Consider the following 24,238-nt stretch of genomic DNA (forward strand, 5'->3'; position numbering starts at 1 on the left):
CATGAACTGATGAAAAACTGCGCAAACGACTAGACTTCGGCTCGTGGCGGACTCGATCGACGACCTGGACCGCGAGATCCTCGCGCTGCTGATCGAGGACGGCCGCCGGTCGCTGGTAGACATCGCCGACCGGGTGAGCCTGTCGCCCGCCCCGGTGAAGCGCCGCATCGAACGGCTGGAGCGCCTCGGCGTCATCACCGGCTACACCGCGCTCGTCGACCACGGCAAGCTCGGCGCGGGCCTGGAGGCCTGGGTGGAGCTCAGGTTCGCGGGCGACATCAGCGTCGAGGACGTCACCGACGCGATGATGCGCATCCCCGAGGTGCAGGAGATCGTCACCGTGGCGGGTGATCCCGACGCCCTCGCGCGGGTGCGGCTCACCGACGTCGCCCAGGTGCGCCACGTGATCGACAGGATGCGCGAGGGCGGCTGGGTGATCGGCACCAAGACGTTGATGGTGCTGGGGCGCAAACGTCGCTGAGCCACGCCTGCGTGTACCGTCGATCGCGCGCATCTTCGCAGGTCAGCAGGCCAAGTCGGGTGGAATTCGACGCGGTCGAACCGGATGCGCTTTCGGCCCGAACGTTGCTGCGGGGGACTCCGGTGGAGAGGAACGGGCGGTGGGAGCGATGAACGTCCGCATCGACGTCACCCCGTTGGCGCAACGGCAGGGGTATTGCTCTTGTGCTGCCCGCACGGCCTGGTGTGAGGTGTCGCGGTGACGACGTCCAGCGGCGCCCCGCAACGCTTCGACGCGTTCTTCCGCGCCTGCCCGGCGGCCGCGGTCATCACCGATCCAGACGGCGTCGTGCGGGCCGCCAACCCGGCGTTCGCCGACCTCGTCGAGAAGACCGAGATCGGGGCGCGCCTGGGGTTCGGCATCGGCGAGATGGCGACGACGAGCACCACCGGGGCGTTCCTCGCCGACGCGGTCAGCAAGCTGCGGCTCAACACCGACCTGGTCGTGCGCGGCGAGGCGGAGATCGTCTCGGCGGAGACGCCGAGCCGGTACGTGCGCGTGTCGGCGACGGCCCTGCCGGAGGAGGGGCTGCTGTTCCTGTTCGAGGACGAGCAGGAGCTGCGGCAGCTGCAGGAGACGTTCCGGCACCAGACGTTGCACGACTCGCTGACGGGCCTGCCGAACGACGCCTACTTCCGCTCGAAGCTGGAGAGCATGGTCGCGGGGGAGGGCGAGCGGATCGCGGTGCTGTTCGTGGACGTCGACGGGTTCGGCGTGATCAACGACGGCCTCGGGCCCGACCTCGCGAACCGCGTCCTGCACGCCACCGCCGCCACCCTGCGCGAGGTCTTCGCCCACGAGGACGCCTTCATCGCGCGGCTGTTCCGCGACGAGTTCGCCGTGGCGCTCAAGGGAGATCTCACCCAGCAGTCGGTCGTGGCGCTGGTCGAGGAGATGATCGACCAGCTCGCGCAGCCGGTCTACCACGACTCCCGCGTCGGCGTGGGGGTGAGCGCGAGCGTGGGCATCGTGGTCGCGGACCGCGCGGGCGCCGAGCACGGCGCGCTGGCCCGGTCCGCCGAGGTCGCGCTGCACCGGGCCAAGGAGCTCGGCAAGTCGCAGTGGGTGCTGTTCGACCCGGAGACCGACCGCGCGGCACGGGACCGGTACTTCCTCGCCGCGTCGCTCGCCGGCGCGATCGAGGTCGGTGAGGTCGGCTTCGTCTACCAGCCGCAGGTCGTCCTGCCCGACGCCCCGGTCATCACGTCGCTCAAGACGAGCCTGTGCTGGCGGCACCCGTCGCTCGGGCTGCTGCGGGCGGACGAGGTGTACGCCCTCGCCGAGCTCACCGGCATGACCATGCCGCTGGGCCGGCACCTGCTCGCGGAGTCCATCGAGACCGCCGCCGACTGGCACGCCCGGTTCGCCGACGGAGCGCCGGTCGTGTGCCTGAACCTGCCCCAGCGCATGGCGATCGACCCGGACCTGGTCCGCATCGTCCGCGCCGAGCTCGACCGGCACGGCCTGGACGCGCGGCGGCTGATGCTGTGCACGAACAGCGCGTCGTTGCTGGACAAGCGGGGTGACCTGCAGGAGTCGCTCGGCGTGCTGGCGCGGCTCGGCATCGTGTTCGTGATGGACGTGGCCGGGCTGCCCGACCTCGAACTGATCGCCGAGCTCGAGCTGCCGGTGCCGGGCGTGATGCTCGTCGGCCCGGTCGTGGCCGTCACCGCCACCGGCGACGCTCCCGAGTGGGCCGTGCGCCAGATCCGCCACCTCGTCGAACGGGCGGGCGAGCTGGGCATCGTGGTGGGCGCGCACGGCGTGGCCTCGCAGGCGCAGGCGGAGCTGCTGCACTCGCTGGGCGTGCTCGTCGCGGCCGGCCCGTACCTGCCCCAGTACGAGAGCAGGGAAGAGGCCGAGATCTGGGCAGGTCGCGTCTGGTCGGCGGGCTAGCAGGCCCCAGTCGAGACGGTGTGGGAACGCTCTCACCCGGTTGGACGGTTGTGACGCGCACGCGTTCCGGGCCACGGTGACCACCGGCTGACAACGTTGTCCCGGGAGGTCTCGCGATGCGTGCGCTGCTGGTCGTGCTGCTGGTCGCCCTGTTCGTTCCGGTAGGTCCCGCCGCGGCGGGCACGACACCGGACTACCCAGAGTTCCCTTACGCGCCAACGACCTACTCCGAGCCGTTCCGCGGGCAGTTCCACTTCAGCTCGCAGTCGGGGTGGATGAACGACCCCAACGGGCTGGTGTTCGCCAACGGCCTCTACCACTTCTTCTACCAGCACAACCCGCACGGCCTCGAGTGGGACACGATGCACTGGGGCCACGCCACGAGCCCGGATCTCGTGCACTGGACCCAGAAACCCGTCGCGCTGGAACCGGGCGTGCACCCCGGCACGTTGTTCTCCGGCGGCGGCGTGGTCGACAAGGCCAACACCTCGGGGCTCAAGACGGGCGCGCTCGACCCGATCGTCGTGTTCTCCAACGTCAACGGCGTCAGCGTGTTCTACAGCAACGACAACGGCCGCAGCTTCCAGGCGTACGACGGCGGGCGCAAGCAGATCGAGATCCCCGAGGAGAGCCGCGACCCCAACGTCGTCTGGGACGCCGAGCGGCGGCAGTGGGTCATGGTCGTCTGGTCGAACCGCGGCGGCAACGGCGTGGACGTCTACACCTCGCCGAACCTCCTGAAGTGGACGTTCGCCAGCCGCTACGCCGCCGGCTGGCTGTTCGAGTGCCCCGAGCTCTTCGTGTTGCCGCTCAACGGGGTTCCGCGCTGGGTGCTCACCTCGGCGACCGGCGAGTACGTCGTGGGCACGTTCGACGGCAAGGCGTTCCGCACCGACCAGCCGCAGCCGAAGAAGATGAACCACGGCACCACGTTCCCCGGCGGCACCTTCTACGCCGCCGAGACGTTCGACAACACCCCGGACGGCCGGGTGGTGCAGATGGCGTGGCAGGGCGGCAACCGGGGCAGCGCGTGGACCGGCAACGCGACGTTCCCGGTGTCCCTGGGCCTGGTCGCGTCACCGGACGGTCCTCGGGTGACGAGGACCCCGGTCACCGAACTGGACTCGCTCCGCGCCGACACCCGGACCTGGCGCAACACCACCGTGACGGCCACGAACAACCCGTTCGCCGGCGTGCTCGCCGACACCTACGAGATCACCGCTCGCTTCGACCTGCGCGGCGCGACCGCCCGCGAGTTCGGCTTCGCCTTGCACAGCCGGTCCGACGGCAGCGCCGACCGGACCGTCACCTACGACCGCGCCGCACGCGCGCTGGACGGCAAGCCCTTCCAGCCCGCAGGCGACGAGGTGAGCGTGCGGTTGCTGGTCGACCGCGGCCAGCTGGAGATCTTCGGCGGCGACGGCGTGTTCTCGTTGTCGGACAACGTGAACTTCGACTCGGCCGCCGTCAGCCAGGGCATCCGGCTGTTCGCCAATGGCGGCACGGTTCGGTTGGTGGACGCGAAGTTCACCCGGCTCAGCACGAGCTGGGGCACCGCGCAGTCCACTTTGGAGAGCAACCTGCGCGGCCCGTGGCACGCCACCGCCGGTTCCTGGACGGACGTCGCCGGCGGCAAGCGCGCCCAGGCGACCGGCGACGCGTTCTACCTGAGCGCGAGCACCGCCGCCGACGCGACCTACGAGGGCGACCTCCGCCTGGACTCCGCCCAGGCGGCCGGTCTGGTGTTCCGCGCGGGTGCGGACGGCGCCGGTTACACCGCCAACATCGACGCGTCGGGCGTGGTGAAGCTCTGGCGGCCGGGGCGGGACATCGCGACGGTCGCGACGCCGATCGTGCAGGGCCGCGGCTATCACCTGAAGGTGCAGGCGACCGGGTCGCGGCTGCGGGTCTGGCTGAACCACGGCACGAACCCGATCATCGACGCGACCGACACGGCCCACACCTCCGGACGGTTCGGCGCGAACGTCTACCGGGGCGCGGCGACCGTGCAGAACCTGAACACCGGCCCGTCCGGCTTCACCGCGTTCCCGTCCGGCCCGTGGACCGCCGTTGCCGGCACCTGGACCACGACCCCGGACTCGTTGCGCGCCCAGACCCAGGGCGACGCGTTCTACCTGAGCGACCGCGTCGCGTCGGATCTCGTGTACGAAGGCGATCTGTCGATCGTCAACGGCGTGGCGGCGGGCCTGACGTTCCGCGCCGGGGCCGACGGCGCGGGGTACACGGCGAACATCGACGCTTCCGGGCTCGTGAAGCTGTGGCGGCCCGGTCGTGACATCGCGACGGTCGCCGCGCCGATCGTGCAGGGCCGCACGTACCACCTGAAGGTCCAGGCCGAGGGCTCACGCCTGCGGGTCTGGTTCGACCGCGGCGCGAACCCGGTGATCGACGCGACCGACACGGCGTACGGCGAGGGGAGGGTCGGGCTCAACGCGTACGCCGGCACCGCCACGATGCGCGACCTCGTGCTCGGCTAGCGGCCCCGCCGTGCCGAGGCGCGCCTCCCGGCCCGCTCCTCCTACTCGATGTGCAGGCTCTGGATCTTGGCCTCCGCGACGATGCGTTCGGCCTCGTCGCGGGCCACGTTGCGCAGCTCGGCCAGCGCGCGCATGGCCTCCGCGCGGCGGGCAGACATCGCGAGGCGGAAGTCCTCGCGGATCTCCTCGCGCTTCGCCGCCGCCTGTTCGTCCAGGTCACGCGCCCGTTGCTCGGCCTCTCCCACGATCATCAACGCCTTGAGCTGGGCGTCGCGGACGACGTCCCTGCGCTCCTCCTCGGCGAGGGCGACCATGCGGGCGAGCCGTTCGGGCAGGCCCTTCGGGTCGATCGGGGTCAGGCAGATGCGGTGCAGGCCGTCCTGAAGTGCGGCGTTCTCCTCCTGCACGGTGACCAGCCTGGTGGCCAGGGCCTCCGCGCGGGCCTCCGACGCGTCCCGGTCGGCCGTGACCAGGCGGAGCTCGGCCTCCAGCTCGGCGACGTAGTCGTCCACCTCGTCCCTGTCGTAGCCGCGCCAGCGCAGTCCGAACCACGTGCGCAGCGGTACGAGCTCTGTCCTGCTGTCGACACTCACTGCCGTCTCCTCTGCCTCCCGCGAGTCAGTCTTGCCAAGGGGTACGTACAGAGCGCGGCATCGGTTCTAACGGGATTACCAGGCACAATGTCGGCGTGAACAACAAACTGTGTCCCTGCGGCACCGGCGGGTCCTATGTGGACTGCTGTGGCGCGCTGCACTCGGGAGCCCGCAAGGCGGCCACCGCGGAGCAGCTGATGCGGTCCCGGTACAGCGCTTTCGCGGTGCACGACGAGGACTACCTGCTGCGCACGTGGGCCACGCGGCACCGCCCGTCGAGCGCCGGGATCGACTCGACCGACCGCTGGCTGAAGCTCGAGGTCCTGGCGACGGAGAACGGCGGGTTGCTGCAGAACGAGGGCGTCGTGGAGTTCCGCGCGCACTACGTCGGCGGCATCGTGCACGAGCGGAGCAAGTTCGTCCGCGAGAACGGCCAGTGGGTGTACCTGGAGGGGCAGGAATGAGCGCGGTCAGGGTCGCGAGCAGGTTCAACGGGCCGCCCGGCACGGGCAACGGCGGATATTCGGCCGGCCTGCTCGCCGCGCACGTGGACGCGCCGGCCGTGAGCGTGCGGCTGCGCAAACCGATCCCGCTGGACACCGACATGGTGGTCGAGAACGGCGAGCTGCTCGACGGCGAGACCGTGATCGCCTCGGCCGAGCCCGCGACGCTCGACCTGGAGGTGCCCGCCGCGCCGACGCTGGAGGAGGCGCTCAAGGCGTCCGCGCAGGTCCCGTGGCGCGACCGGCACCCGTTCCCGACGTGCTTCGGCTGCGGCCCGAACCGGGAGGACGGCATCGCCGCGCTGCTCGGCCCGCTGGACGGCCGCAGCGAGTGGGCGGGCGTGTGGCGGCCGTCGGACGTGCTGCCCAACGACGGGGTGAGCGTGCTGCCGGAGATCGTCTGGGCCGCGCTCGACTGCCCCTCCGCCCAGCCCGTCGCGCCGGACGGCGGACCGGCGTTCGTGCTCGGCACGTTCGTCGCTCAGGTGGAGCAGCCGGTGAAACTGGGCGTGGACCACGTGCTGCTGGCGTGGGAGCTTGGCAGGGACGGGCGCAAGGCGTACTCCGCGTCCGCGATCATCGGCCCTGACGGAGTGTGTGGACGAGCACGCGCTGTGTGGGTCTCGATCGGATGAGATCAAACCACCCGACTGGGTGACACGAGTGCGGCGCGTCTTGATAGCGTGCACGACCGTTGCCCGATTACACCGAAAGGGCGAGTGACCGGGATGGCACGGAGGTGATCAGGCGCTTGTTGGGCCGACGTGCCGCCGCCCAAGGCGAGCAGCAACCACAGATCCAGCAGACCCAGCAGAGTTCTGGCCAGAGCGTTTTCGGGGTGCAGACCATCACGAGCACGGACCAGGACCAGGATCTGTACGAGCCGCCCCCGGCCGCGGTCCCGCCGCCGGAGCCGGTGTCGGTGCCCCAGAGGACGCCGTTCGCGGCGAACCTCGTCGGGGCGACGCTCGTCGTCTCCGCTCCGGAGGGCCCGAGCCAGGGCGCCACGGGTCTCGCCCGCGCGCTGCCCGCCGATCCCGGCCGCACGGTGGTCGTGGTCGACTTCCCGAGCGGGGACCAGAGCACCTTCTGGCCGCACGTCGTGACGGCGTTGCACGGCCGTGGGCCCATCCGGCTCGCGGTGTCGCACGCCGGCACGATGCGGCCGACCGCGCCCGCGCAGTGGCTCACCGAGCAGCTGCAGGCCGAGGTCGTCGCGCCGGACGGCGTGCTGACCACGGTGCCCGGTGCCGCGTTCGTCGTCGGCACCCAGGGCTACGGCAGCTGGGTGAAGTTCCAGCCGAACGCGTCCCCGATGCCGTTCGGCCGCCGCTTCCCGGTGCCGCAGTGGGAGGCGATGGACCCGAACTCGCCGTGGCCGACGGGCGAGATCGGCATCTCCGAACCCATCCCGAGCGGCATGTGGCTGCGCGCGCAGGTGCCGCCGTTCGACCCGGCCGCCCAGGACTCGCGGCCGATCGTGGCGCTGCCGTGCCGCGACAACGTGCTGACGCTCGTCGTCGGAGGACCCGGCCAGTCGGCGATCCCGATCGACGAGGTGTGCCGCCTGCTCACCGCGCTGCCCCAGGCGGCCCGGTCGCGCGTGCGGCTCGTCCCGTACGGCATCGACGCGTCCATCGGCAGCCTCGTCGCCGACGAGATCGGCGAGCCGATCGCGATGTTCACCGGCCTGCCGGTGGGCAACCTGCGCACCGGCGGTCCCGCGGTGATCGCGGTCGACCCGCGCGGCCAGCAGACCTGGCGGCCGTTCGTCACCGAGGTCACCTGCCTGCCGAACGAGTCCGTGCCCGTCGTGTCCGGCTACCGGGCGCCCGTGCAGGGCCTCAACGAGGTCTCGCCCGGCGTGTTCGCGCTCGGCGACGGCGTGGTGCTGGAGGTCGTTCCCTCCGGTCTGTGGGTGCGTGAGCAGGACGAGCCGTACAACGCGGCCGAGGTGCGCACACAGCCGTTGGACCCGGAGTGGGCACGTCTGACCGTGGGTACGCCGGGACGCACGACGCCCGGTGCGGTCGCGGTGCACGGCGCTGCTCTCGTGGAGCGTCTTGAGCCCGAGGTGCGCAAGCTGCTGCGTCTCGTGTTCTGCGACTCGAAGGTGACGGCACCGCCACCTCCTCCGCCACCCGCTCCCGAACCGCCGGCCAGCACGGCCGCACACGCGTTGACGCGCCGTGAGTCGTCGGACAGCGGCACGGGCTTCTTCACGCCCGCCACCCCCGCCGAGTCCGGCCCCGCCTACGCGTCCATCAGCGCCGGTCCGGCGATCGCGAAGGTCACCTCGCACGCGCTGGACGACCCGGACGAGGCCGCGTTCCCGTCGGACGACCCGGACTCGGCCCCGATCAGGTTCCGCGTCGACGGCCCGCTGCCGTTGCAGCCGCTGGCGATGTGGGAGGCCCCGCCGGAGGACGACGGCGAACGCGAGACCGTCGCGCGCGAGCACAGCAGCACGGACGCGGAACGAGACACGGTCCGCCGCGCTCTCGGCGAGCGTTACGGCGTGCACGCGGCCACGGTCGTGCGCCTGCTTTCGCAACGTCCGGACGCGGAGGAGGACCCGGCCGCGTTCGAGGCCACGGTCACCGACCTCACGGCGTTGCTGGCGTGCGTGTCGCAGGACGAGGACATGGTCGTCGAGACGCTCCGCATGGGACGCCTCGGCCGCCTGCGCCCGTACGTCGCGTGCATCGTCTCCGGCCTGAACCGCCTGCCCGTGCACAGCGGCGTGGCGACGGTGTGGGGCGTCAGCGGCCCGACCGGCCCGCGCCGCTACCGCAGCGGCGACGTCCTGGTCGACCACGGCCTGCTGGACACCATCGCGAACCCGTCGCACCGCATCGACGGTGTCACCGAGTACCTGATCTGGTCGGTCACCGGCCGCCGGGTCGAGGTCTCGGACCGCGTCGCGGTGTCCACCGAGGAACGCGTCGTCTTCGCGCCCGGCACGCCGTTCCGGGTGCTGGCCGTCGCCGACGCCGAGGGCGATCACCCGCAGCAGGTGCTGCTGCAGGAGATGGCCGGGCCGATGGCGGACCAGGAGATCGCGGGCCTGCGCCCGAGCGTGCTCTCGCAGCTGGAACGGGCGGCCGCGAACCTGCGCGTGCTGCCGGTCTCGCACCAGGTGACGGCCTGAACCTCGGCATCCGCTACGCCGAACCCCCGGTCGGCCCGCTCCGCCTCCACCCACCGGTGGACAGCGACGGCGAGCCGACCGGCGCGTTCGGGGACGCGCACACCCTGAACGTCTGGTCCACAGTGGACGCGGACGCCCCCGTCCTGGTGTGGGTCCACGGCGGCGCGAACACCGTTGGCTCCTCAGCACAACCGGAGTACGCGGGTGACGTGCTCGCGTCGCTCGGGATCGTGTTCGTCAGCTGCAACTACCGGCTCGCCGTCGACGGATACGGTGCGCTGGAAGGAGTTCAGCACAACCGCGGGCTGCTCGACGTCGTGTCGGCGCTGCGCTGGGTCCAGCGCAACATCGCGCGCTACGGCGGAGATCCCTACAACGTCACCGTCGCCGGCCAGTCGTCAGGGGCGCAGACCGTCGCGAGCCTGATGGTGATGCCGTCGGCCGCGGGCCTGTTCCACCGCGCGATCGTGCACAGCCTCGCCGGCCGGTTCTTCACGCCGCGCGAAGCCGTCGAGGTGCAGCGCGCCGCCGATCCGGAAGTCGTGCAGTACCAACCGATCGTGGACGGCTCGACGTTGCCGCGCAGCCCCTTCGAAGGCCCGTACGACGTCGAACTGCTGGTGTGCCACACGGCGGACGAGGACGTGGACCTGTTCCAGCGCCCCACGAAGAGGCTCGCCGACGAACACGGCAGCGCGTTCCGGTCGATCTACGCCCGGCATCCCGCACACCACGGCGCGGACGTCCCGGACATGTTCCGCGGCGACATCGCACGGGCGTGGGCGGAGTTCGCGCGCACCGGCGATCCCGGCTGGCCGAAGGACGAGCTGAAGCTCTGGGTCTAACGGCACGGTTCAAGCCGGGGCTCTGCGTAACAACGAAAGGGGCCTGGACGAACAGCTGGGCGACTGGGGGAGTGAACCGTGAGCGTCGCGATCATCGCCGCACTGCTCGTGCTCGTCGGGTGCGGCTCCGGAGATCCTGTCGCCGCGCCGTCGTCACCGACGAGTGCGACCACCACGATCACCGCCGCCGCAGCGAGGACGCCCGGTGCGCTCGCAGACGAGCTTGACGCGCAGTTCGCGGCCTTGCCCGATTATGCCGATCCACCGTGCTCCCCAGCGCGAGCGCAGACGAAAACGTGCGCCGACTACCTGACCCAGCAGGTTCAGCTGGTGACGAAACTGGATGCCGAACTCCGTGCGCGGGACGATGCGAAGAGTCGGTACCTCGACACGCTCCTCGCCATCCAGAAGGTGTTGGACGAGTCCGCGCGTTACGCCGATGCCAGGTGCTTCGCAGGCGGTGGCACACAGGAGGACTGCCACGGGATCGCGATGCTCATCGGGACGGGGACCATCTCCGTGCAGGCGATCCTGCGATCGGACGACCTCGACCGTTAGGCACACGAACAGCCACCGCCCCGCTCAACCAGTCGCTGTCCGAGCAACCGGCTAGCGTGACTAGCTCTCGGTGTTGAGTCCGAGCGAGCCGTCCAGCTTCGGCACGCACGCCCCGTCCCGCTTGTCCGCCGACGCCAGGAACTCGCTCAGGCACCGCGCGATCTGCTCGTGCCCGCGGGCGTTGGGGTGGAACGACTCCTGCAACGCGTGCGGGGCGCGCCGCTCGTCCTGCAGCCCCTCCCAGTCGACCGACAGCCGGGTGAACCACTCCTTGGACGCGTCGCCGCCGCCCACGCACGCCTCGTGGCCCTCGCCGGCGCGGGCCAGGTCGAGGAAGCGGGCGTTGACCTTCGCGGCCGCGGTGCGCAGGCCGTTGGACAGCTCCGGCACGGCCTCCTCCACGACCCACTCCAGGTCGGTGGTGCGCAGCGGGCAGCCGGAGAGGTTCTGCAGCGAGCGCGGCATCTTCGGTGAGACCGGGGCGGCGTAGGACTGCACGACCAGCTGGTACGACGCGTCAAGATAGCCGGAGTCGCGCATGGTCTGGCGGATGGCGTTCAGCGTGTTCTCGACCTTGGGGACCATCCGCTTCACGCGCTTGGTCCACTCCGGCGCGACGGACGACGTGCAGTCGCTGCGCTTGCCCCACGCCTCGAAGCACTTGTTGAGGATCTCGGCGAAGCGCGGGTCGTCGTTCGCGCCGATGGCCACGACGATCGCGACGACCTGGTTGGCGCCCGCGATCTCGCGCAGCCTGGGTAGCTGCTCGTTGCGCAGCTTGTCGGAGTTGGCGCCCGAGCAGGCCAGGTTGATCTTCTGGTCGGCCTCGAACTCGGTCTTGAGGATCTCGGCCTCGCGCGAGCGGTGGCACCAGTTGCCGCCGGCCTCGCCGTCGGTGCCGGGCTCGTAGGAACCCGCGCCCTCGCCCGACATCGTGCTGTCGCCGAGCGCCACGACGGCGGTGCGGGTCTCGCGGTCCGGTTCCGAGGGCGGCGGGAACACGTGGTCGCTCACGACCAGCAGGATCGTGAGCAGGCCGATCGCCGCGAGGAAGAGCACTTTGCGCATCGCGCACCAGTTTACGGGGGTGGCCGAATGCGAGGGAGATGTGGCGTTGCCGCCCCGGCCGGTCATGGGGACAGTGGAGGTGTGGGGAAACCGAGGGAAGTAGTGGTGGTCGGGTACGACCGCACGGCGTTGCTCGACCTGGCGGGACCGATCGAGGTGTTCGCCGCCGCGAACTACAGCGAGCAGCGCTACCAGGTCACCGTCGCCACGCTGGGAGGGGAGCCGTTCGCCGCGACGGCGGGTGTGCGCATCGAGGCAGGCGCCGACCTGAGCACGCTCGACCGTCCGATCGACACGCTGCTCGTCGTCGGCGGCTGGGGGTACGACGAGGCCGCGGCCGACCCGGTGCTCACGACGCACCTGCGCCGCCTCGCGCTGCGCTCCCGGCGGGTCGCGGGGGTCTGCACCGGCGCCGTCGTGCTCGCCGGGGCCGGGCTGCTCAACGGCAAGCGCGCCACGACGCACTGGGCGTTCACCGGCGAGCTGGAGAACCGCGGGGTCGACGTCGAACCGGACGCGATCTTCGTGTGCGACGGCCAGGTGGCCACGTCGGCGGGCGTGACAGCGGGCATCGACCTCGCGCTCGCCATGGTGGAGCAGGACCACGGGCCGGCGCTGGCCCGCAAGATCGCGCAGTACCTGGTCGTCTTCCTGCAACGCTCCGGCGGCCAGTCGCAGTTCAGCGTCCACACGCGCGCGAAGCCGGTGCAGGACGGCTCGCTGCGCGCGTTGCTGGACGACATCCACGCCGATCCGACGCGGGAGTGGACGGTGCCGGTCATGGCCCGCAAGGCGATGATGAGCGTCCGGCACTTCGCCCGCGTGTTCTCCCGCAGCGTGGGCACCTCGCCCGCGCAGTACGTCGAACGTGCCCGCGTCGAGGCCGCCGCCGACCGGCTGGCGAGCACCGGCGACTCGCTCGACCTCGTCGCACGGCAGTCGGGCTTCGGTTCGGCCGAGACCCTGCGACGGGCCTTCCTGCGCGTGCTCGGCGTCTCGCCGGGCAGCTACCGCGCCCGCTTCCGGACCACTGGGGTTGCCTGATGGACGCCACTTTCGTGCTCTACCCGAACATGACCTCGCTCGACTTCGTCGGCCCGTTCGAGGTGCTGGCGAGCGTGCCGGTGGTCTCGGCGCGGTTCGTCGCGGCCACGCTGGACCCGGTGCGGTCCGACAACGGGCTGATCGTGACGCCGACGGACACGTTCGACTCGTTGAAGGCCACCGACATCGTGGTGGTGCCGGGGTCGGGGCACTGGAAGGAACTGCTGAAGGACTCCGGCGGCGTCGTCGAGTGGCTGCGCGAGGTGCACCCGACGACGAAGTGGACCACGTCGGTGTGCACGGGCTCGACGCTGCTCGCCGAGGCCGGGCTGGTGTCGAAGGCGACCACGCACTGGGCCGCGCGCGAGGACCTCGAGGTGCGCGGGGTCGAGGTGAGCACCGACCGGGTCGTGTTCGACGACAAGGTCGTCACCGGCGCCGGGGTGTCGGCGGGCATCGACATGGCGTTGCGGCTGGTCGAGGCCGAGTTCGGCGAGGTGGTGGCGCAGGCCGTGCAGGTCGGCATCGAGTACGACCCGCAGCCGCCGCGGTCCTACGACTCGATCCCGCCGGAGATCGCGGCCGGCCTCAAGCAGGCTTTTGCGGCTTCCCAAGCCTGACGCCGCGCCCCTAACCTGGATCGGACGGCTCAGGGGGAGCCGTCCGTTCTAGGGGGAACGATGTTCAGAGCTGTGGCCGCGTGCGCGGCCGTCTTCAGCCTGCTCGTGGCAGGCACTCCGGCCTCGGCCAGCCCGGCGGGGATCGACGGAACCGTCACGTCCGCCAGGACGGGCCAGCCGATGAAAGGCATCCAGGTCATCGCGAAGACACCCGACGGCGGCTGGGTGCGCGACACGACCACCGACGACGCCGGCAGGTTCGACATCCCGCTCACCGCGGGCAGGCAGTACCGGCTCTTCGCACACGCCACCGAGCACCACGAGCAGCTCAGCGAGCCGGTCACCGCGCCGGGTTCGGTGTCGATCGCCCTGCAGCCGCTCACGTACGGCTCGGTGCGCGGCACCTACCTCCGCAAGCCGGGGCAGCCGATCCCGGACGCCGGGGTGGAGCTGAGGGACCTCAACGGCAACCAGCGGGGGTGGACGGGCACCGACGCCACCGGCGCGTTCCGCTTCGAGCACGTGCTGACGGGCACCTACACGCTGCGCTACCACTTCCCGCGGTCCTCGTACCACGAGTCGGAGCGCCTGACCGTCTCGGAGGACCAGGAGACCGCGGTCGAGCAGCTCGCCCGACCGATGGGCGCGGCCGAGGTCACGATCCGCGACAGCGCCACCGGTGACCCGATGGCGAACGTCGCGGTGGAGGCGACGTTGCCGGTCGAGCTCGGCGCCGGCTACACCGTGCGCACCGACGCGCAGGGCAAGGCCCGGTTCACCGACCTGCTCACCGGCAGGTGGCGGTTCCTGATCTCCCCGCCGGACGGGTACCTCTACAACACGATCGAGGACGTCGAGGTCGCGGAGGACCAGACCGCGCACGCCGAGGACGCGCTCGACCGGGAGGCCGTGCTCGACGTGACGTTCGTGGACGCGGTGACCGGTGCCCCGGTCGACGGTTGCGTCTCCCTGGTGGCCCCGGACGCGCACAACGCCGTGGACACGAGCCATAGCTGGTGCGGCACCGACGGCACCGGCAAGCTCCGCCTGACCGAGTACTGGCCCGGCAGGCAGCGGCTGTTCGCCTACCCGCGCACGTCCACGGCGCACGGCAGCCAGTGGGTCGGCGAGAACGGCGGCACCGGTGACGTCGAGCAGGCGAAGTGGTTCGACCTGGTGAGCGGTCAGACGACGGCCGCGCGGGTGGAGTTCGACGGCGCGGGCACCATCCGCGGCACAGTCGTCGACGACGAGACCGGAGCGCCGGTGCAGGAGGTCTGCCCGTCGGTGACGCCGTCGCACACCTCCCCGTTCCAGGGCCGGAACGTGCGCTGCACCTGGACCGAGGGGACGTACGAGATCGGCGGCCTCGGCCCGTACGAGTGGAAGGTGCAGTTCCCCGCCCCCTACGGCCGCTACGCGTGGCAGTGGTCGGGCGGCGCGGCCAACCGCTTCGACGCGGCGGGTGTCCGGGTGACGGCCGGTGGTGTCGCCACGTCCGACGCGCGGCTGAGGAAGCCGGGGCAGATCACCGGCAAGGTCGTGGGCGCGACCTACCCGTGGCAGTACACCTCGATCTGGGCCGTGGACGCGCGCACCGGTGACTACGTGGGCGACCGGGCGTACCTCAACGACAGGTACGAGTACACGATGAAGGGCTACGGCGGGCAGGACGTGCGGGTGTTCTTCTCGGCGTCACCGGACGGCGTCGAGGAGCACCCCGACACCGTCCACATCGGACCCGGTGAGGTCGTGGCCGGGATCGACCTGCACGTCAGGTAAGGCCTGACTGGACGGCGAACACCACGAGCTGGGCGCGGTCGCGCGCGCCCAGCTTCACCATCGCCCGCGACACGTGCGTGCGGACGGTCGCGGGCGAGATCACCAGCACGGCCGCGATCTCGTCGTTGGACGCGCCCGACGCCACGTGCCGCATGATCTCCCGCTCGCGTTCGGTGAGCTTGTCGAGGTGCGGCACGGGCCGGGCGGAGGCGCCGGACGCGAACCGCTCGATCACCCGGCGCGTCACGGACGGCGAGAGCAGCGACCCGCCGTCGGCCACCACGTGCACGGCCCGCAGCAGGTCGGTCGGGTCGGAGTCCTTGACCAGGAACCCGGACGCGCCGGTGCGCAGCGCCTCGAAGACGTACTCGTCGAGGTCGAACGTCGTGAGCATGACGATCCGCACGTCCGCGCAGGACGGGTCGGCGGAGACGCGCCGCAGCACCTCCAGGCCGTCCATCAGCGGCATCCGGATGTCGAGGAACACCACGTCCGGTTTCGTGGCCTGGATCAGCCCGAGTGCCTCGCGGCCGTCGGCGGCCTCGCCGGCGAACTGGACGCCGTCCTCGGTCTCGATCAACGTCCGCAGCCCCATCCGGACGAGCGGCTGGTCGTCGGCCACCACCACGCGAATCATGACGGCAACGGTATCCGGGCGATCACCGCGAAGCCGTGCGATCCGGTGACCTCCAGCGTGCCGCCGAGCGCCTCCGCCCGCGACCGCATGCCGGTGATGCCGTGGCCCTCGGCGAACGCCGCGGGCGTACCGGTGTCGGTGACGTGCACGACCAGGTCGCCGCGCACGGTGTAGACCTTGACGGCCGCGGTGACGCCGGGGGAGGAGTGCCGCAGCACGTTGGTGAGCGACTCCTGCACGATCCGGTAGACGGCGAGCTGGTAGTTCTCGGGCAGGTCGACGTTCTCGACCTCGACGGAGACCTCCAGGCCCGCCTCGCGCATCCGGGCGGCCAGCGGCGGCAGGTCGGCGAGCGTGATCGTCGGGGTGAGCGGGGCCGAGCCGCGCAGGGTGTCCAGTTCGGACCGGAGGCCGTCGAGAGCTTCCTTCGACGTGGCGCGGATGGCTTCGAGGGACGCGCGGGCCTTGGCCGGGTCCTTGTCGAGGACGTAGAGGGCGACGCCGGCCTGCATGGCGATCACGGAGAGCCCGTGGCCGACGACGTCGTGGACCTCCTGGGCGAGCCGCAGCCGTTCGGAGATCACGGCGCGTTCGCGAACGTCCACAACGGACCGCTTGCGCAGCTTCATCAGCACGCCGGCCGCGACCGGCAGCAGGATCCAGCCCGCCGACCAGGTGATCCACGAGGTGAGGGAGTCGTTCCACCACGGCAGGATCGCGAGCGCGTAGACCAGGGCGCTGGCCGCCGCCAGTTCGAACCTCGCGTAGACCGCCACCGCGTACATCGCCGCGACGCCGCTCATCAGGATCGGGCCGAACGGGTAGCCCTGCGCCAGGTAGACGGCGATGGCGACGGTCGTGATCCCGACCGTCCACAGCGGACGCACCGAGCGGAACAGCAGGCCTGCCGCGGCCACCGTGATCAGCAGGTAGCCGAGGACGTCGAGCTGGTCGGCGCCCTGCAACCGGGCCGCGAACCGCGTGCCGCCCAGCCCGAAGAACACCAGCGCCACGGTCAGCGCGATGTCCTGCCACTTGATCCGCATGGTCCTGACCATACGACCGGGCGCGTACGCAGATGTGCGTATCTTCATGACGCTCCCGAGCGGACGTGCCGACCTCCGCCCGCGGCCAGTGTTGTCGCCATGATCGTGACGACGGAGAAGCTGACGAAGCGCTACGGCGACCGCGCCGTGGTGGACGAGGTCAGTCTGTCCGTGCGGCGGGGCGAGGTCTACGGGTTCCTCGGCCCCAACGGCGCGGGCAAGACGACCACGATCCGCATGCTGCTGGGGCTCGTGAAGCCGACCAGCGGCTCTGCCCGCGTGCTGGGTGAGGCGCCCGGCACCCCCAAGGCGTTGCTCCAGGTCGGGTCGCTGATCGAGGGGCCCGGTTTCTACCCGTACCTGTCCGGTCGCGACAACCTGCGCGTGCACGCTCACCGCAGGGGTGTGCGTCCGTCCGAGGTCGAGGCGGCACTGGAACAGGTCGACCTGGTGGGCGCGGCGGGGGAGAAGTTCCGGCGCTACTCGCTCGGCATGAAGCAACGGCTCGGCGTCGCCGCGGCCCTGCTCGGGCAGCCGGAACTGCTGATCCTCGACGAGCCGACCAACGGCCTCGACCCGGCGGGCATGGCCGACATGCGCGACCTGGTGCGGGCGCTGGCCGCGCAGGGCCAGACGGTGCTGCTGTCGAGCCACCTGCTCGGCGAGGTCGAGGAGATCTGCGACCGGGTGGGCGTGATCTCTGCCGGGAAGCTGGTGGCCGAGTCGACCGTCGAGCAGCTGCGCGGCGACTCCGTGCTGCTGATCCGCGCCGACCCGCTGGAGAAGGCGCTCGTGCTGATCGAGGGCAGCACGCGGCACGGCGACGTGCTGCACGTGCACCGCGACGACCCCGGATCGCTGATCAGGACGTTGGTGGCGGCCGACGTGGACGTGCAGGAGGTCCGGCCGCTGCGCCGGACGTTGGAAGAGGTCTTCTTCGAGATGACGGGAGCGGCGTGATGGGCAGCGTGAAGGCGGAGCTGCTGAGGCTGTGGAAGTGGCCGGCGACCTGGGTGCTGATCGGCCTCTGGCTGGTGATGACGCTGACGTTCGGCTACGTGTTCAACTACCTGGCCCTGGAAGGGAGTACGAACACGCGCGGCATGTCCCAGCAGCAGCTGATCAGCGCGATGCAGCCGGAGAACGTGGGCCTGGCCGTCGTGCGCGGCCTGCCGATGTTCGGCGGCGCGATCATCCTGGTGCTGGCCGCGCTGGCGGTCGGCAGCGGCTACGGCTGGGGCACCTGGAAGACGACGCTGACCGCCGGGCCGCGCCGGGTGACGGCGATGGCGGGCACCCTGGGCGCGCTGGCGGTCGTCGTGGTGCTGCTGGTGGCGTTGACGTTCGCCGTGAACCTCAGCGCGTCGATCGTGATCGCCTCCCTGGAGGGCTGGAACTGGAGCCTGCCGGGCTGGGACGTGTTCCAGGCGTTGGGCGCGTCACTGCTGATCGCCGCCATGTGGACGGGCTTCGGGGTGTTCCTCGGCGTCGTCACCAAGGGACCCGCGCTGGCCGTCGGGCTCGGCCTGATGTGGGCGATCGTGACGGAGAACCTGTTGCGGGGCGTGGGTTCCCTGCTCGGATCCGTCGGCGATCTCACGAAGGTGCTGCCCGGTGGCTCGGCCGGCAACCTCGCCGGAGCCGTCGGCGGGCAGGGCGCTCCCGGCGTGCTGACCGACCTCAGCGGCACGACCGCCGCGTTGTTCCTCCTCGGGTACGTCGTGGTGTTCGTGGGCGCGGCGACGTTGCTGAAGGTGCGCCGCGACCTCGTATAGCGCCACGGCGGCCCAGGTGATGCCGAGTGCGACCGCGACTCCGGTGGGGTAGTCGCGGTCGTGCAGGCCCGGGTTGACCGGGCCGCTGTGCTCGCGCCACAGCAACGGAACGGCGATCAGGCCGAGAACGCCCGTGGTGACCAGGCCGACGCCGACGGACGGGCGTTTGACCACGAACCCGGACAGGCCGACCAGCGGGGCGATCAGGAAGTCGTGCAGGACGACGCCTCCGCCGAGCCAGAGCAGGAGTTCGAGGGTGACCTGGGGGAGGAGCAGCCAGGCGCCCCACGCACCGAGCCCCACGCCGGCCAACCCGATCGCGATCCTCGTGCCGAGGACGCCCGTGTTCGTGCTGCTCATGCCGTCACCTCCAGCGACGTGACCCACTTCGTCTGCAACACCCCAGGCCTGTTCGGCGCGATCAGCCGGCACGGGAACCCGTGGTCCGGACTCAGCTCCTCCCCGTCGAGCTCGAGCGCCAGCAGCGTCAAGGGATCCTGCGCGAACGCCTCCGGCAACGTCGTCGCCCGGTACAGCCCGTCGCGCTCCAGCGACTCGACCCGCACGTCCCCTCCGCTCACCAGGTCCCGCACCCGCACCCCGGTCCAGGTGGCGTTCTGGCTCCACCCCTCGACGCACGCGATCGGCAGCTCGACGGTCGTCTGCGGCATCGCCCGCAGCTCGGCGAGCGAGAAGCTCCGGTCGCCGGCCTTCAACCGCCAGTTCGCCGGCACGACGACGTTCGCGGCCTTGGCCGTCCGGTTGACCGGCAACGTGCTGCCCGACCGCCACGCCAGCACCGACACCTTGCGCAGCCACGGCACCGTGACGCCGGCCGTCGCCACGACCGCCACCCCGGTCGTGAGCGCGGTGGTCCGCAGGAAAGCCCTGCGCGACAGGACGGTCCGCTCCTCGGACCTCGGTTCCAGCGTCCGGCGGACCACCGGGATCTTCACCGCGATGTGGACGAGCATCGAGCCAATCGCGATCCACGCCACCGCGTAGTGCGCCGTGGGGAAGTAGAACGACCACGGGTAGTTCTGCGCCGCGTTGAACAGCCCGGTCACCAGCTCGAAGAACGACGCCCCGAGCAACACGAAGATCGACCCGCGCTCCAAGGCGTGCGGCACCGACTTGACCAACGGCCGTTCGAACAGCTTCGGGTAGACGCTCCACAACTTGGCCAGCAGCAACGGGATCGACGCCACGCCCGAGATCACATGCACGCCCTGCGTGATCCGGTAGAGGTTGACCGGACGCGTGGGCCACGGCCAGTCGTGCTGCACGCCGTGGCTGATCAGCCCGGTGACGAAGCACAGCCCGAACGCGATGCCGAGCCACGTCCCGACCCGGCTGGTCACCCCGACGTGGTGCGCGGGCGCCTTGAACTCGGGTTCCTTGATGTCGGGGAGTTTCACAGCCGCTCCCAGCACGCGAACCAGCGTCCCGCCCGTTCCACCTGCCACAGCAGGAAGAACCCGTCCGCCGCCACCGACTCCGCGTCGCTCCACGCCCACGGGAACCGCTGCCCGCAGGTGTCCGCCGTCCGCACCCGCGCCAGCCCGACCGTGAGCCCGGACCCCGGCGCCTCGACCTCGACGACCACGGTCCCGCTGGGCCCGAGCAGCTGCCGCACGCGCCGCAACAACGCCGCCGGATCACCGCCGATGCCGATGTTGCCGTCGGCGAGCAGCACGTGCCGCCACCGCCCTTCGCCGGGCAGGGGACCGAACACGTCCCGCCGGATCGCCACGCCGCCCCGTGCCGTGGTGCGCCGGATCGCCTCTCGCGAGACGTCGACGCCGAGCGCGTGCACGCCGCGGCCCAGCAGCGCGGTGACGAGACGGCCGGGCCCGCAGCCGACGTCGAGGGTGGGGCCGGCGCAGGCGTCGAGGAGGACCTCGTCGCCGTCGTCGGCATCGGACTGCCAGCGCGCGACGCTGAGCTCGCGCGAGGTGACGCCGGGCAGGTCGAGCCAGCTGGGACGGCCGCGCAGGGCCTGGTCGAACATCACGACGTCACCGCCGCGGCCGCCCAGACGGAGGGAGGGGGAGCGGCCGGCGCGCCCGGCCGCCCCGCCCCGCCACCGGACACCTGCCCCGCGGCCCGGCCCACCGCGGCCACCGCCGCGGCGAACCGGCTCCCCGGAACCTCCCGCGCCACCGCGACCGCGTCCTCGATCGTGTCCACATCGGACAGCACCGGCAGCGTCCGCACCTCCATCCCCAGCAACGCCTCCAGCGTCCGCACCCCGGTGTCGGCCCGCGACATCGGCACGTCCCGCAGCACCGCCGCCCGCAGCGGGTCCCGCAGCCCGAGCGCCCACCACCCGCCGTCCTGCGCGAACCCGAGCGCCGCCTCCCCGAACTCCGCGCACGACTCGAGCAGCGACGGCGTCACCTGCGGCGTGTCCATCCCGATCTGCAGCACCGGCATCCGGAACCGCGCCACGTCGGCGTGCGCGTGCACCAGCCGTTCGGCGAACGTCGAACCCCGTTGCGGGATCACCACGCACTCCGCGAGCGCGTCCCGGACGTCCTCGCGGCGCACCACCCCCGCCAGCGCCACCACCGGCACGGCACCGGGTGTCTCCAGCGCGGCCGCCACGGTGTCGAGCAGGGAGGCCGCCGCCACGTCCGCCGCCTCCTCCGGGGACAACGGCGGGCACAGGCGCGTCTTCACCTGGCCGGGGATCGGCGACTTGGCCATGATCATCAGGCTGAACCTCATCGCAGCACCCCCGCCATGTCGCGGGCGGCCCGCATCGTGCCGCGCACCGAGCCCGACACCTTCGACTTCGTACCCGCCGCACGCGCCCGGTAGGTCACGTCCACCTCGTGCACGCGCCACCCGGCGGCGGCCGCGCGCACCAGCAGTTCCAGGGGATAGCCGAAGGCGCGGTCCTGAACGTCCAGCGCCAGCAACGCTTCCCGCCGGCACACGCGCAGCGGCGCGATGTCGTGCACGGCCAGACCCCGCCGCCGCAACAAGGACGCGATCACGGCGTTCCCGGCCCGCGCGTGCCAGGGCCAGACGCTCGCGTCGACGGGCCTGCGCCGGCCGACCACGAGATCGGCGTCTTCCAGCAAGGCCGCCATCGCGGGAAGTTCGGCCAGGTCGAGGGAACCGTCCGCGTCGGCGAACGCCACCACGTCGGAGGTGGCCGCCAGCAGGCCGGTGTGCACGGCGGCGCCGTAACCGCGCCGGGGCTCGTGCACGACGAGCGCGCCACACGCCGAAGCCACGGCGGGCGAGCCGTCGGAGGACCCGTTGTCCACCACGATCGCGCGGTGGCCGGGAGGCAGGGAGGCGAGGACCGCGGGCAGTGCGGCGGCCTCGTCCAGGCAGGGCAACACGACATCCATGGGTCCACCCTGGACCATGGGAAAGTGTTGTGGTGCTTACGGAATTGTGACGCACGAAAGAGTTCTTACGATTGTCTTGCGAGCCCGGCGGACACCCGGCGGACCCCCTAGGTTGGGCGCGGTGCGTCTAGTCATCGCAGGGCTGCTCGTCGCTGCCGCCATCATCATCGGGGTCGTCGTCAACGTCAACGACCCCGGCGTCCTGTTCGCCGCCGCGGCACCGCTCTTCGGCGACTGGCAGCCGCACGTCGGCCCCGGCACGCCCGCCGCGGTCCTGATCGCGTTCCTCGTCGTCGCCAAGGGACCCGAGCTGGCACAGCACAGGTTCGCGCTGCCGATCGCGTACGCGGCCTCGGTGGCGTTCACCTTCTCGCTGGCCATGATCGACGGCTGGGGCCGGTTCGTCACCAGGCTCACCACCGAGGACGAGTACCTGCACGAGGTCCCGGGAGTCACCGACATCCCGGCGATGCTCAGGGGTTTCGCCGCGCGCATCCCCGACTTCCAGCCCGACTCGTGGACCACGCACGTCTCCGGTCACCCGCCGGGCGCGCTGCTCACGTTCACGCTGCTCGACCGGATCGGGCTCGGCGGAGGCGCGGCCGCGTCGCTGTTCTGCGTGCTGGCCGGCTCGCTCGCCGTCGTCGCGATCCCCAAGGCCGTCGGCAACAACGCGTTGCTGCCGTTCCTGGTCCTGTTCCCCGGCGCGGTGTGGGTGGGCGCGTCCGCGGACGGCATGTTCATGGGCGTCGCGGCCGTCGGCCTCTACCTGCTCACGCGGTGGCCGGTACTCGGCGGAATCGTGCTCGGCTGGTGCCTGTTCCTGTCGTACGGCCTGGTGCTGCTGGCCCCGCTGGCACTCGTCGCCGTCGGCAAGGACCTCCGGAAGATCGGCTGGGCGGCCGCGGGTGTGCTCGCCGTCGTGGGGGCGTTCGCGCTGAGCGGGTTCTGGTGGCTCGACGGCTACGAGCTCGTCAAACTCCGCTACTACCAGGGCATCGGCGACACCAGGCCGTACTGGTACTGGGTGTGGGCGAACCTGGCGGCGCTCGCGCTCGTCCTCGGCCCGGCCGGCATCAAGGGGCTGCGCAAGGACAAGTGGGTCATCGGTGCGGGCGTCGCGATCCTGGCGGCGGATCTCTCCGGCCTCAGCAAGGCCGAGACCGAACGCATCTGGCTGCCGTTCGCGGTCTGGCTCCTCGTCGGCACCGCCAAGCTCGACCACCACAGGAGGTGGCTCACCGCCCAGGCCGTCACGGCCCTGGCGGTGAACCACCTGGTGCTCACGAACTGGTGACGGGCTCCCGCTGGGCGGAGAACGCGAACTCCCGCACGCCGTCCTCGAACCCGACCCGAGCCTCGAACCCCAGCACCTCCAACGCCTTCGCGGGCGACGCGACGACGTGCCGGACGTCGCCCGCCCGCGCTCCGCCCACGATCTCCGGCGTGGGCCCGTCGCACGCGTCGGCCAGCGCGAACGCCAGGTCGCCGATCGTGTGCGGGGTGCCGGAGCAGACGTTCACGGCCTCGAAGCCCGGCCGGGGTGACGCGAGCGCCAGCGCGTTGGCCCGCGCCACGTCCGTGACGTGCACGAAGTCCCGCCGCTGCCGCCCGTCCTCCATGACCCGCGGCGCGACCCCGTTCTGCAGAGCAGAGCGGAAGATCGACGCCACGCCGGCGTACGGGGTGTCGCGCGGCATCCGCGGCCCGTAGACGTTGTGGTAGCGCAACGCCCACACGCTCCCGCCGGTCTGCCGCGCCCACGCCACCGCCAGGTGCTCCTGCGCCAGCTTCGTGGCGGCGTAGGTGCTGCGCGGCTCCAGCGGCGCGTCCTCGGGCACCAGCTCGGACACCACGAAGTCACCGCAGAAGCACCGCGGCTCGTACATGCCCTGCGCCACGTCGGCGGCGGTGCGTTCGGCGCGCACGATCCCGTGCGTAAGGCACCGGTAGCGGCCCTCGCCGTAGACGACCATCGACGACGCCAGCACCAGCCGGGACACCCCCGCCCGGTGCATCTCGGCCAGCAGCACCGCCGTGCCGAGGTCGTTGTGGCGCGCGTAAGAAGGCGCGTCGAACGGGTCGACGCCGTGCCCGACCATGGCCGCCTGGTGGCACACGGCGTCCACAGTGGACAGCAGAGGTCGCAGCACGCCGGGGTCGGTCACGTCGCCGACGACGAGTTCGTGCTCCAGCAGCGGAACGGCGCCGTGGGCCTCGGGCAGCAACGCGTCGAGCACCACGCAGTCGTGGCCCTGGGAGGTCAGCTCGTCCGCGACGTGTGACCCGATGAACCCGGCCCCGCCGGTGATCAGTACTCGCATGAACCGACCGTAG

The 24,238-nt window shown here is 71.5% G+C and carries 23 protein-coding genes; 14 read left to right on the forward strand and 9 right to left on the reverse strand.

Annotated features, from left to right (window positions below):
- The first annotated feature begins 43 nt into the window (after positions 1-43).
- The 3 genes from ACQEU1_RS42925 (at position 44) to ACQEU1_RS42935 (ending at position 4,914) form a co-directional block, all read left to right on the forward strand.
- Positions 44-481 (forward strand): Lrp/AsnC family transcriptional regulator, encoded by a 438-nt coding sequence (locus tag ACQEU1_RS42925; protein WP_433215873.1) that lies wholly within the window; start codon positions 44-46, stop codon positions 479-481.
- Positions 482-718: 237 nt separating this feature from the next.
- Positions 719-2,416: a diguanylate cyclase domain-containing protein gene (locus tag ACQEU1_RS42930; protein ID WP_433215876.1), complete on the forward strand. Its 1,698-nt coding sequence runs from the start codon at positions 719-721 to the stop codon at positions 2,414-2,416.
- A 116-nt stretch (positions 2,417-2,532) separates the two neighbouring features.
- Positions 2,533-4,914, forward strand: coding sequence for a glycoside hydrolase family 32 protein (locus tag ACQEU1_RS42935; RefSeq protein ID WP_433215880.1), 2,382 nt, complete (start codon positions 2,533-2,535; stop codon positions 4,912-4,914).
- Between the two features lie 41 nt (positions 4,915-4,955).
- On the opposite strand, the gene ACQEU1_RS42940 is transcribed toward ACQEU1_RS42935, so the two are convergent.
- Positions 4,956-5,507 (reverse strand): DivIVA domain-containing protein, encoded by a 552-nt coding sequence (locus ACQEU1_RS42940; protein ID WP_433215883.1) that lies wholly within the window; start codon positions 5,505-5,507, stop codon positions 4,956-4,958.
- 95 nt (positions 5,508-5,602) lie between these two features.
- Between ACQEU1_RS42940 and ACQEU1_RS42945 the strand changes: the two genes are divergently transcribed.
- The 5 genes from ACQEU1_RS42945 to ACQEU1_RS42965 all read left to right on the forward strand — a co-directional run bounded on the left by ACQEU1_RS42945 (position 5,603) and on the right by ACQEU1_RS42965 (position 10,564).
- Positions 5,603-5,971 carry a YchJ family protein gene (locus tag ACQEU1_RS42945; RefSeq protein WP_433215886.1) on the forward strand — a complete coding sequence of 123 codons (369 nt, stop codon included), beginning with the start codon at positions 5,603-5,605 and terminating at the stop codon, positions 5,969-5,971.
- Positions 5,968-6,645 (forward strand): hypothetical protein, encoded by a 678-nt coding sequence (locus ACQEU1_RS42950; RefSeq protein WP_433215889.1) that lies wholly within the window; start codon positions 5,968-5,970, stop codon positions 6,643-6,645. The genes ACQEU1_RS42945 and ACQEU1_RS42950 overlap by 4 nt, the downstream gene beginning before the upstream one ends.
- A gap of 203 nt (positions 6,646-6,848) precedes the next feature.
- The gene (locus tag ACQEU1_RS42955; RefSeq protein WP_433215892.1) at positions 6,849-9,161 is read left to right on the forward strand and encodes a hypothetical protein; all 2,313 of its coding nucleotides are present in this window, start codon (positions 6,849-6,851) and stop codon (positions 9,159-9,161) included.
- A 56-nt stretch (positions 9,162-9,217) separates the two neighbouring features.
- Positions 9,218-10,006, forward strand: a complete 789-nt coding sequence (locus ACQEU1_RS42960) for a carboxylesterase family protein (RefSeq protein ID WP_433215895.1) — start codon at positions 9,218-9,220, stop codon at positions 10,004-10,006.
- Between the two features lie 78 nt (positions 10,007-10,084).
- Complete coding sequence (locus ACQEU1_RS42965; protein WP_433215898.1) at positions 10,085-10,564, forward strand: hypothetical protein; 480 nt, start codon at positions 10,085-10,087, stop codon at positions 10,562-10,564.
- Between the two features lie 60 nt (positions 10,565-10,624).
- On the opposite strand, the gene ACQEU1_RS42970 is transcribed toward ACQEU1_RS42965, so the two are convergent.
- On the reverse strand, positions 10,625-11,632 hold the full coding sequence (locus ACQEU1_RS42970) for a GDSL-type esterase/lipase family protein (RefSeq protein ID WP_433215901.1): 1,008 nt from the start codon (positions 11,630-11,632) through the stop codon (positions 10,625-10,627).
- An 81-nt stretch (positions 11,633-11,713) separates the two neighbouring features.
- Here ACQEU1_RS42970 and ACQEU1_RS42975 point away from each other — a divergent pair, with 81 nt between their 5' ends.
- Genes ACQEU1_RS42975 through ACQEU1_RS42985 form a run of 3 tightly spaced genes read left to right on the forward strand, consistent with a single transcriptional unit; the run spans position 11,714 to position 15,078 of the window.
- Positions 11,714-12,676 carry a GlxA family transcriptional regulator gene (locus ACQEU1_RS42975; protein ID WP_433215904.1) on the forward strand — a complete coding sequence of 321 codons (963 nt, stop codon included), beginning with the start codon at positions 11,714-11,716 and terminating at the stop codon, positions 12,674-12,676.
- Positions 12,676-13,296, forward strand: a complete 621-nt coding sequence (locus ACQEU1_RS42980) for a DJ-1/PfpI family protein (protein WP_433215907.1) — start codon at positions 12,676-12,678, stop codon at positions 13,294-13,296. The genes ACQEU1_RS42975 and ACQEU1_RS42980 overlap by 1 nt, the downstream gene beginning before the upstream one ends.
- Before the next feature lie 60 nt (positions 13,297-13,356).
- Positions 13,357-15,078: a carboxypeptidase regulatory-like domain-containing protein gene (locus ACQEU1_RS42985; protein ID WP_433215909.1), complete on the forward strand. Its 1,722-nt coding sequence runs from the start codon at positions 13,357-13,359 to the stop codon at positions 15,076-15,078.
- On the opposite strand, the gene ACQEU1_RS42990 is transcribed toward ACQEU1_RS42985, so the two are convergent.
- Both ACQEU1_RS42990 and ACQEU1_RS42995 read right to left on the reverse strand, forming a co-directional pair.
- Positions 15,071-15,715, reverse strand: a complete 645-nt coding sequence (locus tag ACQEU1_RS42990; protein ID WP_433215912.1) for a response regulator — start codon at positions 15,713-15,715, stop codon at positions 15,071-15,073. The genes ACQEU1_RS42985 and ACQEU1_RS42990 overlap by 8 nt on opposite strands.
- Entirely contained in the window at positions 15,712-16,761 is a 1,050-nt protein-coding gene (locus ACQEU1_RS42995; RefSeq protein ID WP_433215915.1) for a sensor histidine kinase, read from the reverse strand. Before ACQEU1_RS42995 ends, ACQEU1_RS42990 begins: the two co-directional genes overlap by 4 nt.
- A 99-nt stretch (positions 16,762-16,860) precedes the next feature.
- Between ACQEU1_RS42995 and ACQEU1_RS43000 the strand changes: the two genes are divergently transcribed.
- Together ACQEU1_RS43000 and ACQEU1_RS43005 are read left to right on the forward strand one after the other, a co-directional pair.
- Positions 16,861-17,721: an ABC transporter ATP-binding protein gene (locus tag ACQEU1_RS43000; protein WP_433215918.1), complete on the forward strand. Its 861-nt coding sequence runs from the start codon at positions 16,861-16,863 to the stop codon at positions 17,719-17,721.
- Entirely contained in the window at positions 17,721-18,536 is an 816-nt protein-coding gene (locus ACQEU1_RS43005; RefSeq protein WP_433215921.1) for an ABC transporter permease, read from the forward strand. Before ACQEU1_RS43000 ends, ACQEU1_RS43005 begins: the two co-directional genes overlap by 1 nt.
- Positions 18,537-18,892: 356 nt before the next feature.
- On the opposite strand, the gene ACQEU1_RS43010 is transcribed toward ACQEU1_RS43005, so the two are convergent.
- The 4 genes from ACQEU1_RS43010 to ACQEU1_RS43025 are packed head-to-tail and all read right to left on the reverse strand — an operon-like array spanning position 18,893 to position 21,901.
- Entirely contained in the window at positions 18,893-19,954 is a 1,062-nt protein-coding gene (locus ACQEU1_RS43010) for a molybdopterin-dependent oxidoreductase (protein ID WP_433215924.1), read from the reverse strand.
- Complete coding sequence (locus ACQEU1_RS43015) at positions 19,951-20,547, reverse strand: methyltransferase domain-containing protein (RefSeq protein ID WP_433217080.1); 597 nt, start codon at positions 20,545-20,547, stop codon at positions 19,951-19,953. The genes ACQEU1_RS43010 and ACQEU1_RS43015 overlap by 4 nt, the downstream gene beginning before the upstream one ends.
- The gene (locus ACQEU1_RS43020; RefSeq protein WP_433215927.1) at positions 20,547-21,266 is read right to left on the reverse strand and encodes a TIGR04282 family arsenosugar biosynthesis glycosyltransferase; all 720 of its coding nucleotides are present in this window, start codon (positions 21,264-21,266) and stop codon (positions 20,547-20,549) included. The genes ACQEU1_RS43015 and ACQEU1_RS43020 overlap by 1 nt, the downstream gene beginning before the upstream one ends.
- The gene (locus ACQEU1_RS43025) at positions 21,263-21,901 is read right to left on the reverse strand and encodes a glycosyltransferase family 2 protein (RefSeq protein ID WP_433215930.1); all 639 of its coding nucleotides are present in this window, start codon (positions 21,899-21,901) and stop codon (positions 21,263-21,265) included. The genes ACQEU1_RS43020 and ACQEU1_RS43025 overlap by 4 nt, the downstream gene beginning before the upstream one ends.
- Before the next feature lie 121 nt (positions 21,902-22,022).
- Between ACQEU1_RS43025 and ACQEU1_RS43030 the strand changes: the two genes are divergently transcribed.
- Positions 22,023-23,198, forward strand: a complete 1,176-nt coding sequence (locus ACQEU1_RS43030; protein ID WP_433215933.1) for a hypothetical protein — start codon at positions 22,023-22,025, stop codon at positions 23,196-23,198.
- On the opposite strand, the gene ACQEU1_RS43035 is transcribed toward ACQEU1_RS43030, so the two are convergent.
- Entirely contained in the window at positions 23,185-24,225 is a 1,041-nt protein-coding gene (locus tag ACQEU1_RS43035; RefSeq protein ID WP_433215936.1) for an NAD-dependent epimerase/dehydratase family protein, read from the reverse strand. The genes ACQEU1_RS43030 and ACQEU1_RS43035 overlap by 14 nt on opposite strands.
- Between the last annotated feature and the right edge of the window lie 13 nt (positions 24,226-24,238).

Source organism: Lentzea sp. CA-135723 (genome assembly GCF_050936595.1).
In the GTDB taxonomy this organism is placed as follows: domain Bacteria; phylum Actinomycetota; class Actinomycetes; order Mycobacteriales; family Pseudonocardiaceae; genus Lentzea.

Coding starts and splice junctions, on each gene's coding strand:
- ACQEU1_RS42990 (WP_433215912.1), bottom strand. CDS start 15,715: ATGATTCGCGTGGTGGTGGCCGACGACCAGCCGCTCGTCCGGATGGGG.
- ACQEU1_RS42980 (WP_433215907.1), top strand. CDS start 12,676: ATGGACGCCACTTTCGTGCTCTACCCGAACATGACCTCGCTCGACTTC.
- ACQEU1_RS42995 (WP_433215915.1), bottom strand. CDS start 16,761: ATGCGGATCAAGTGGCAGGACATCGCGCTGACCGTGGCGCTGGTGTTC.
- ACQEU1_RS42935 (WP_433215880.1), top strand. CDS start 2,533: ATGCGTGCGCTGCTGGTCGTGCTGCTGGTCGCCCTGTTCGTTCCGGTA.
- ACQEU1_RS43015 (WP_433217080.1), bottom strand. CDS start 20,547: ATGTTCGACCAGGCCCTGCGCGGCCGTCCCAGCTGGCTCGACCTGCCC.
- ACQEU1_RS43000 (WP_433215918.1), top strand. CDS start 16,861: ATGATCGTGACGACGGAGAAGCTGACGAAGCGCTACGGCGACCGCGCC.
- ACQEU1_RS42950 (WP_433215889.1), top strand. CDS start 5,968: ATGAGCGCGGTCAGGGTCGCGAGCAGGTTCAACGGGCCGCCCGGCACG.
- ACQEU1_RS43020 (WP_433215927.1), bottom strand. CDS start 21,266: ATGAGGTTCAGCCTGATGATCATGGCCAAGTCGCCGATCCCCGGCCAG.
- ACQEU1_RS42985 (WP_433215909.1), top strand. CDS start 13,357: ATGTTCAGAGCTGTGGCCGCGTGCGCGGCCGTCTTCAGCCTGCTCGTG.
- ACQEU1_RS43005 (WP_433215921.1), top strand. CDS start 17,721: ATGGGCAGCGTGAAGGCGGAGCTGCTGAGGCTGTGGAAGTGGCCGGCG.
- ACQEU1_RS43025 (WP_433215930.1), bottom strand. CDS start 21,901: ATGGATGTCGTGTTGCCCTGCCTGGACGAGGCCGCCGCACTGCCCGCG.
- ACQEU1_RS42970 (WP_433215901.1), bottom strand. CDS start 11,632: ATGCGCAAAGTGCTCTTCCTCGCGGCGATCGGCCTGCTCACGATCCTG.
- ACQEU1_RS43035 (WP_433215936.1), bottom strand. CDS start 24,225: ATGCGAGTACTGATCACCGGCGGGGCCGGGTTCATCGGGTCACACGTC.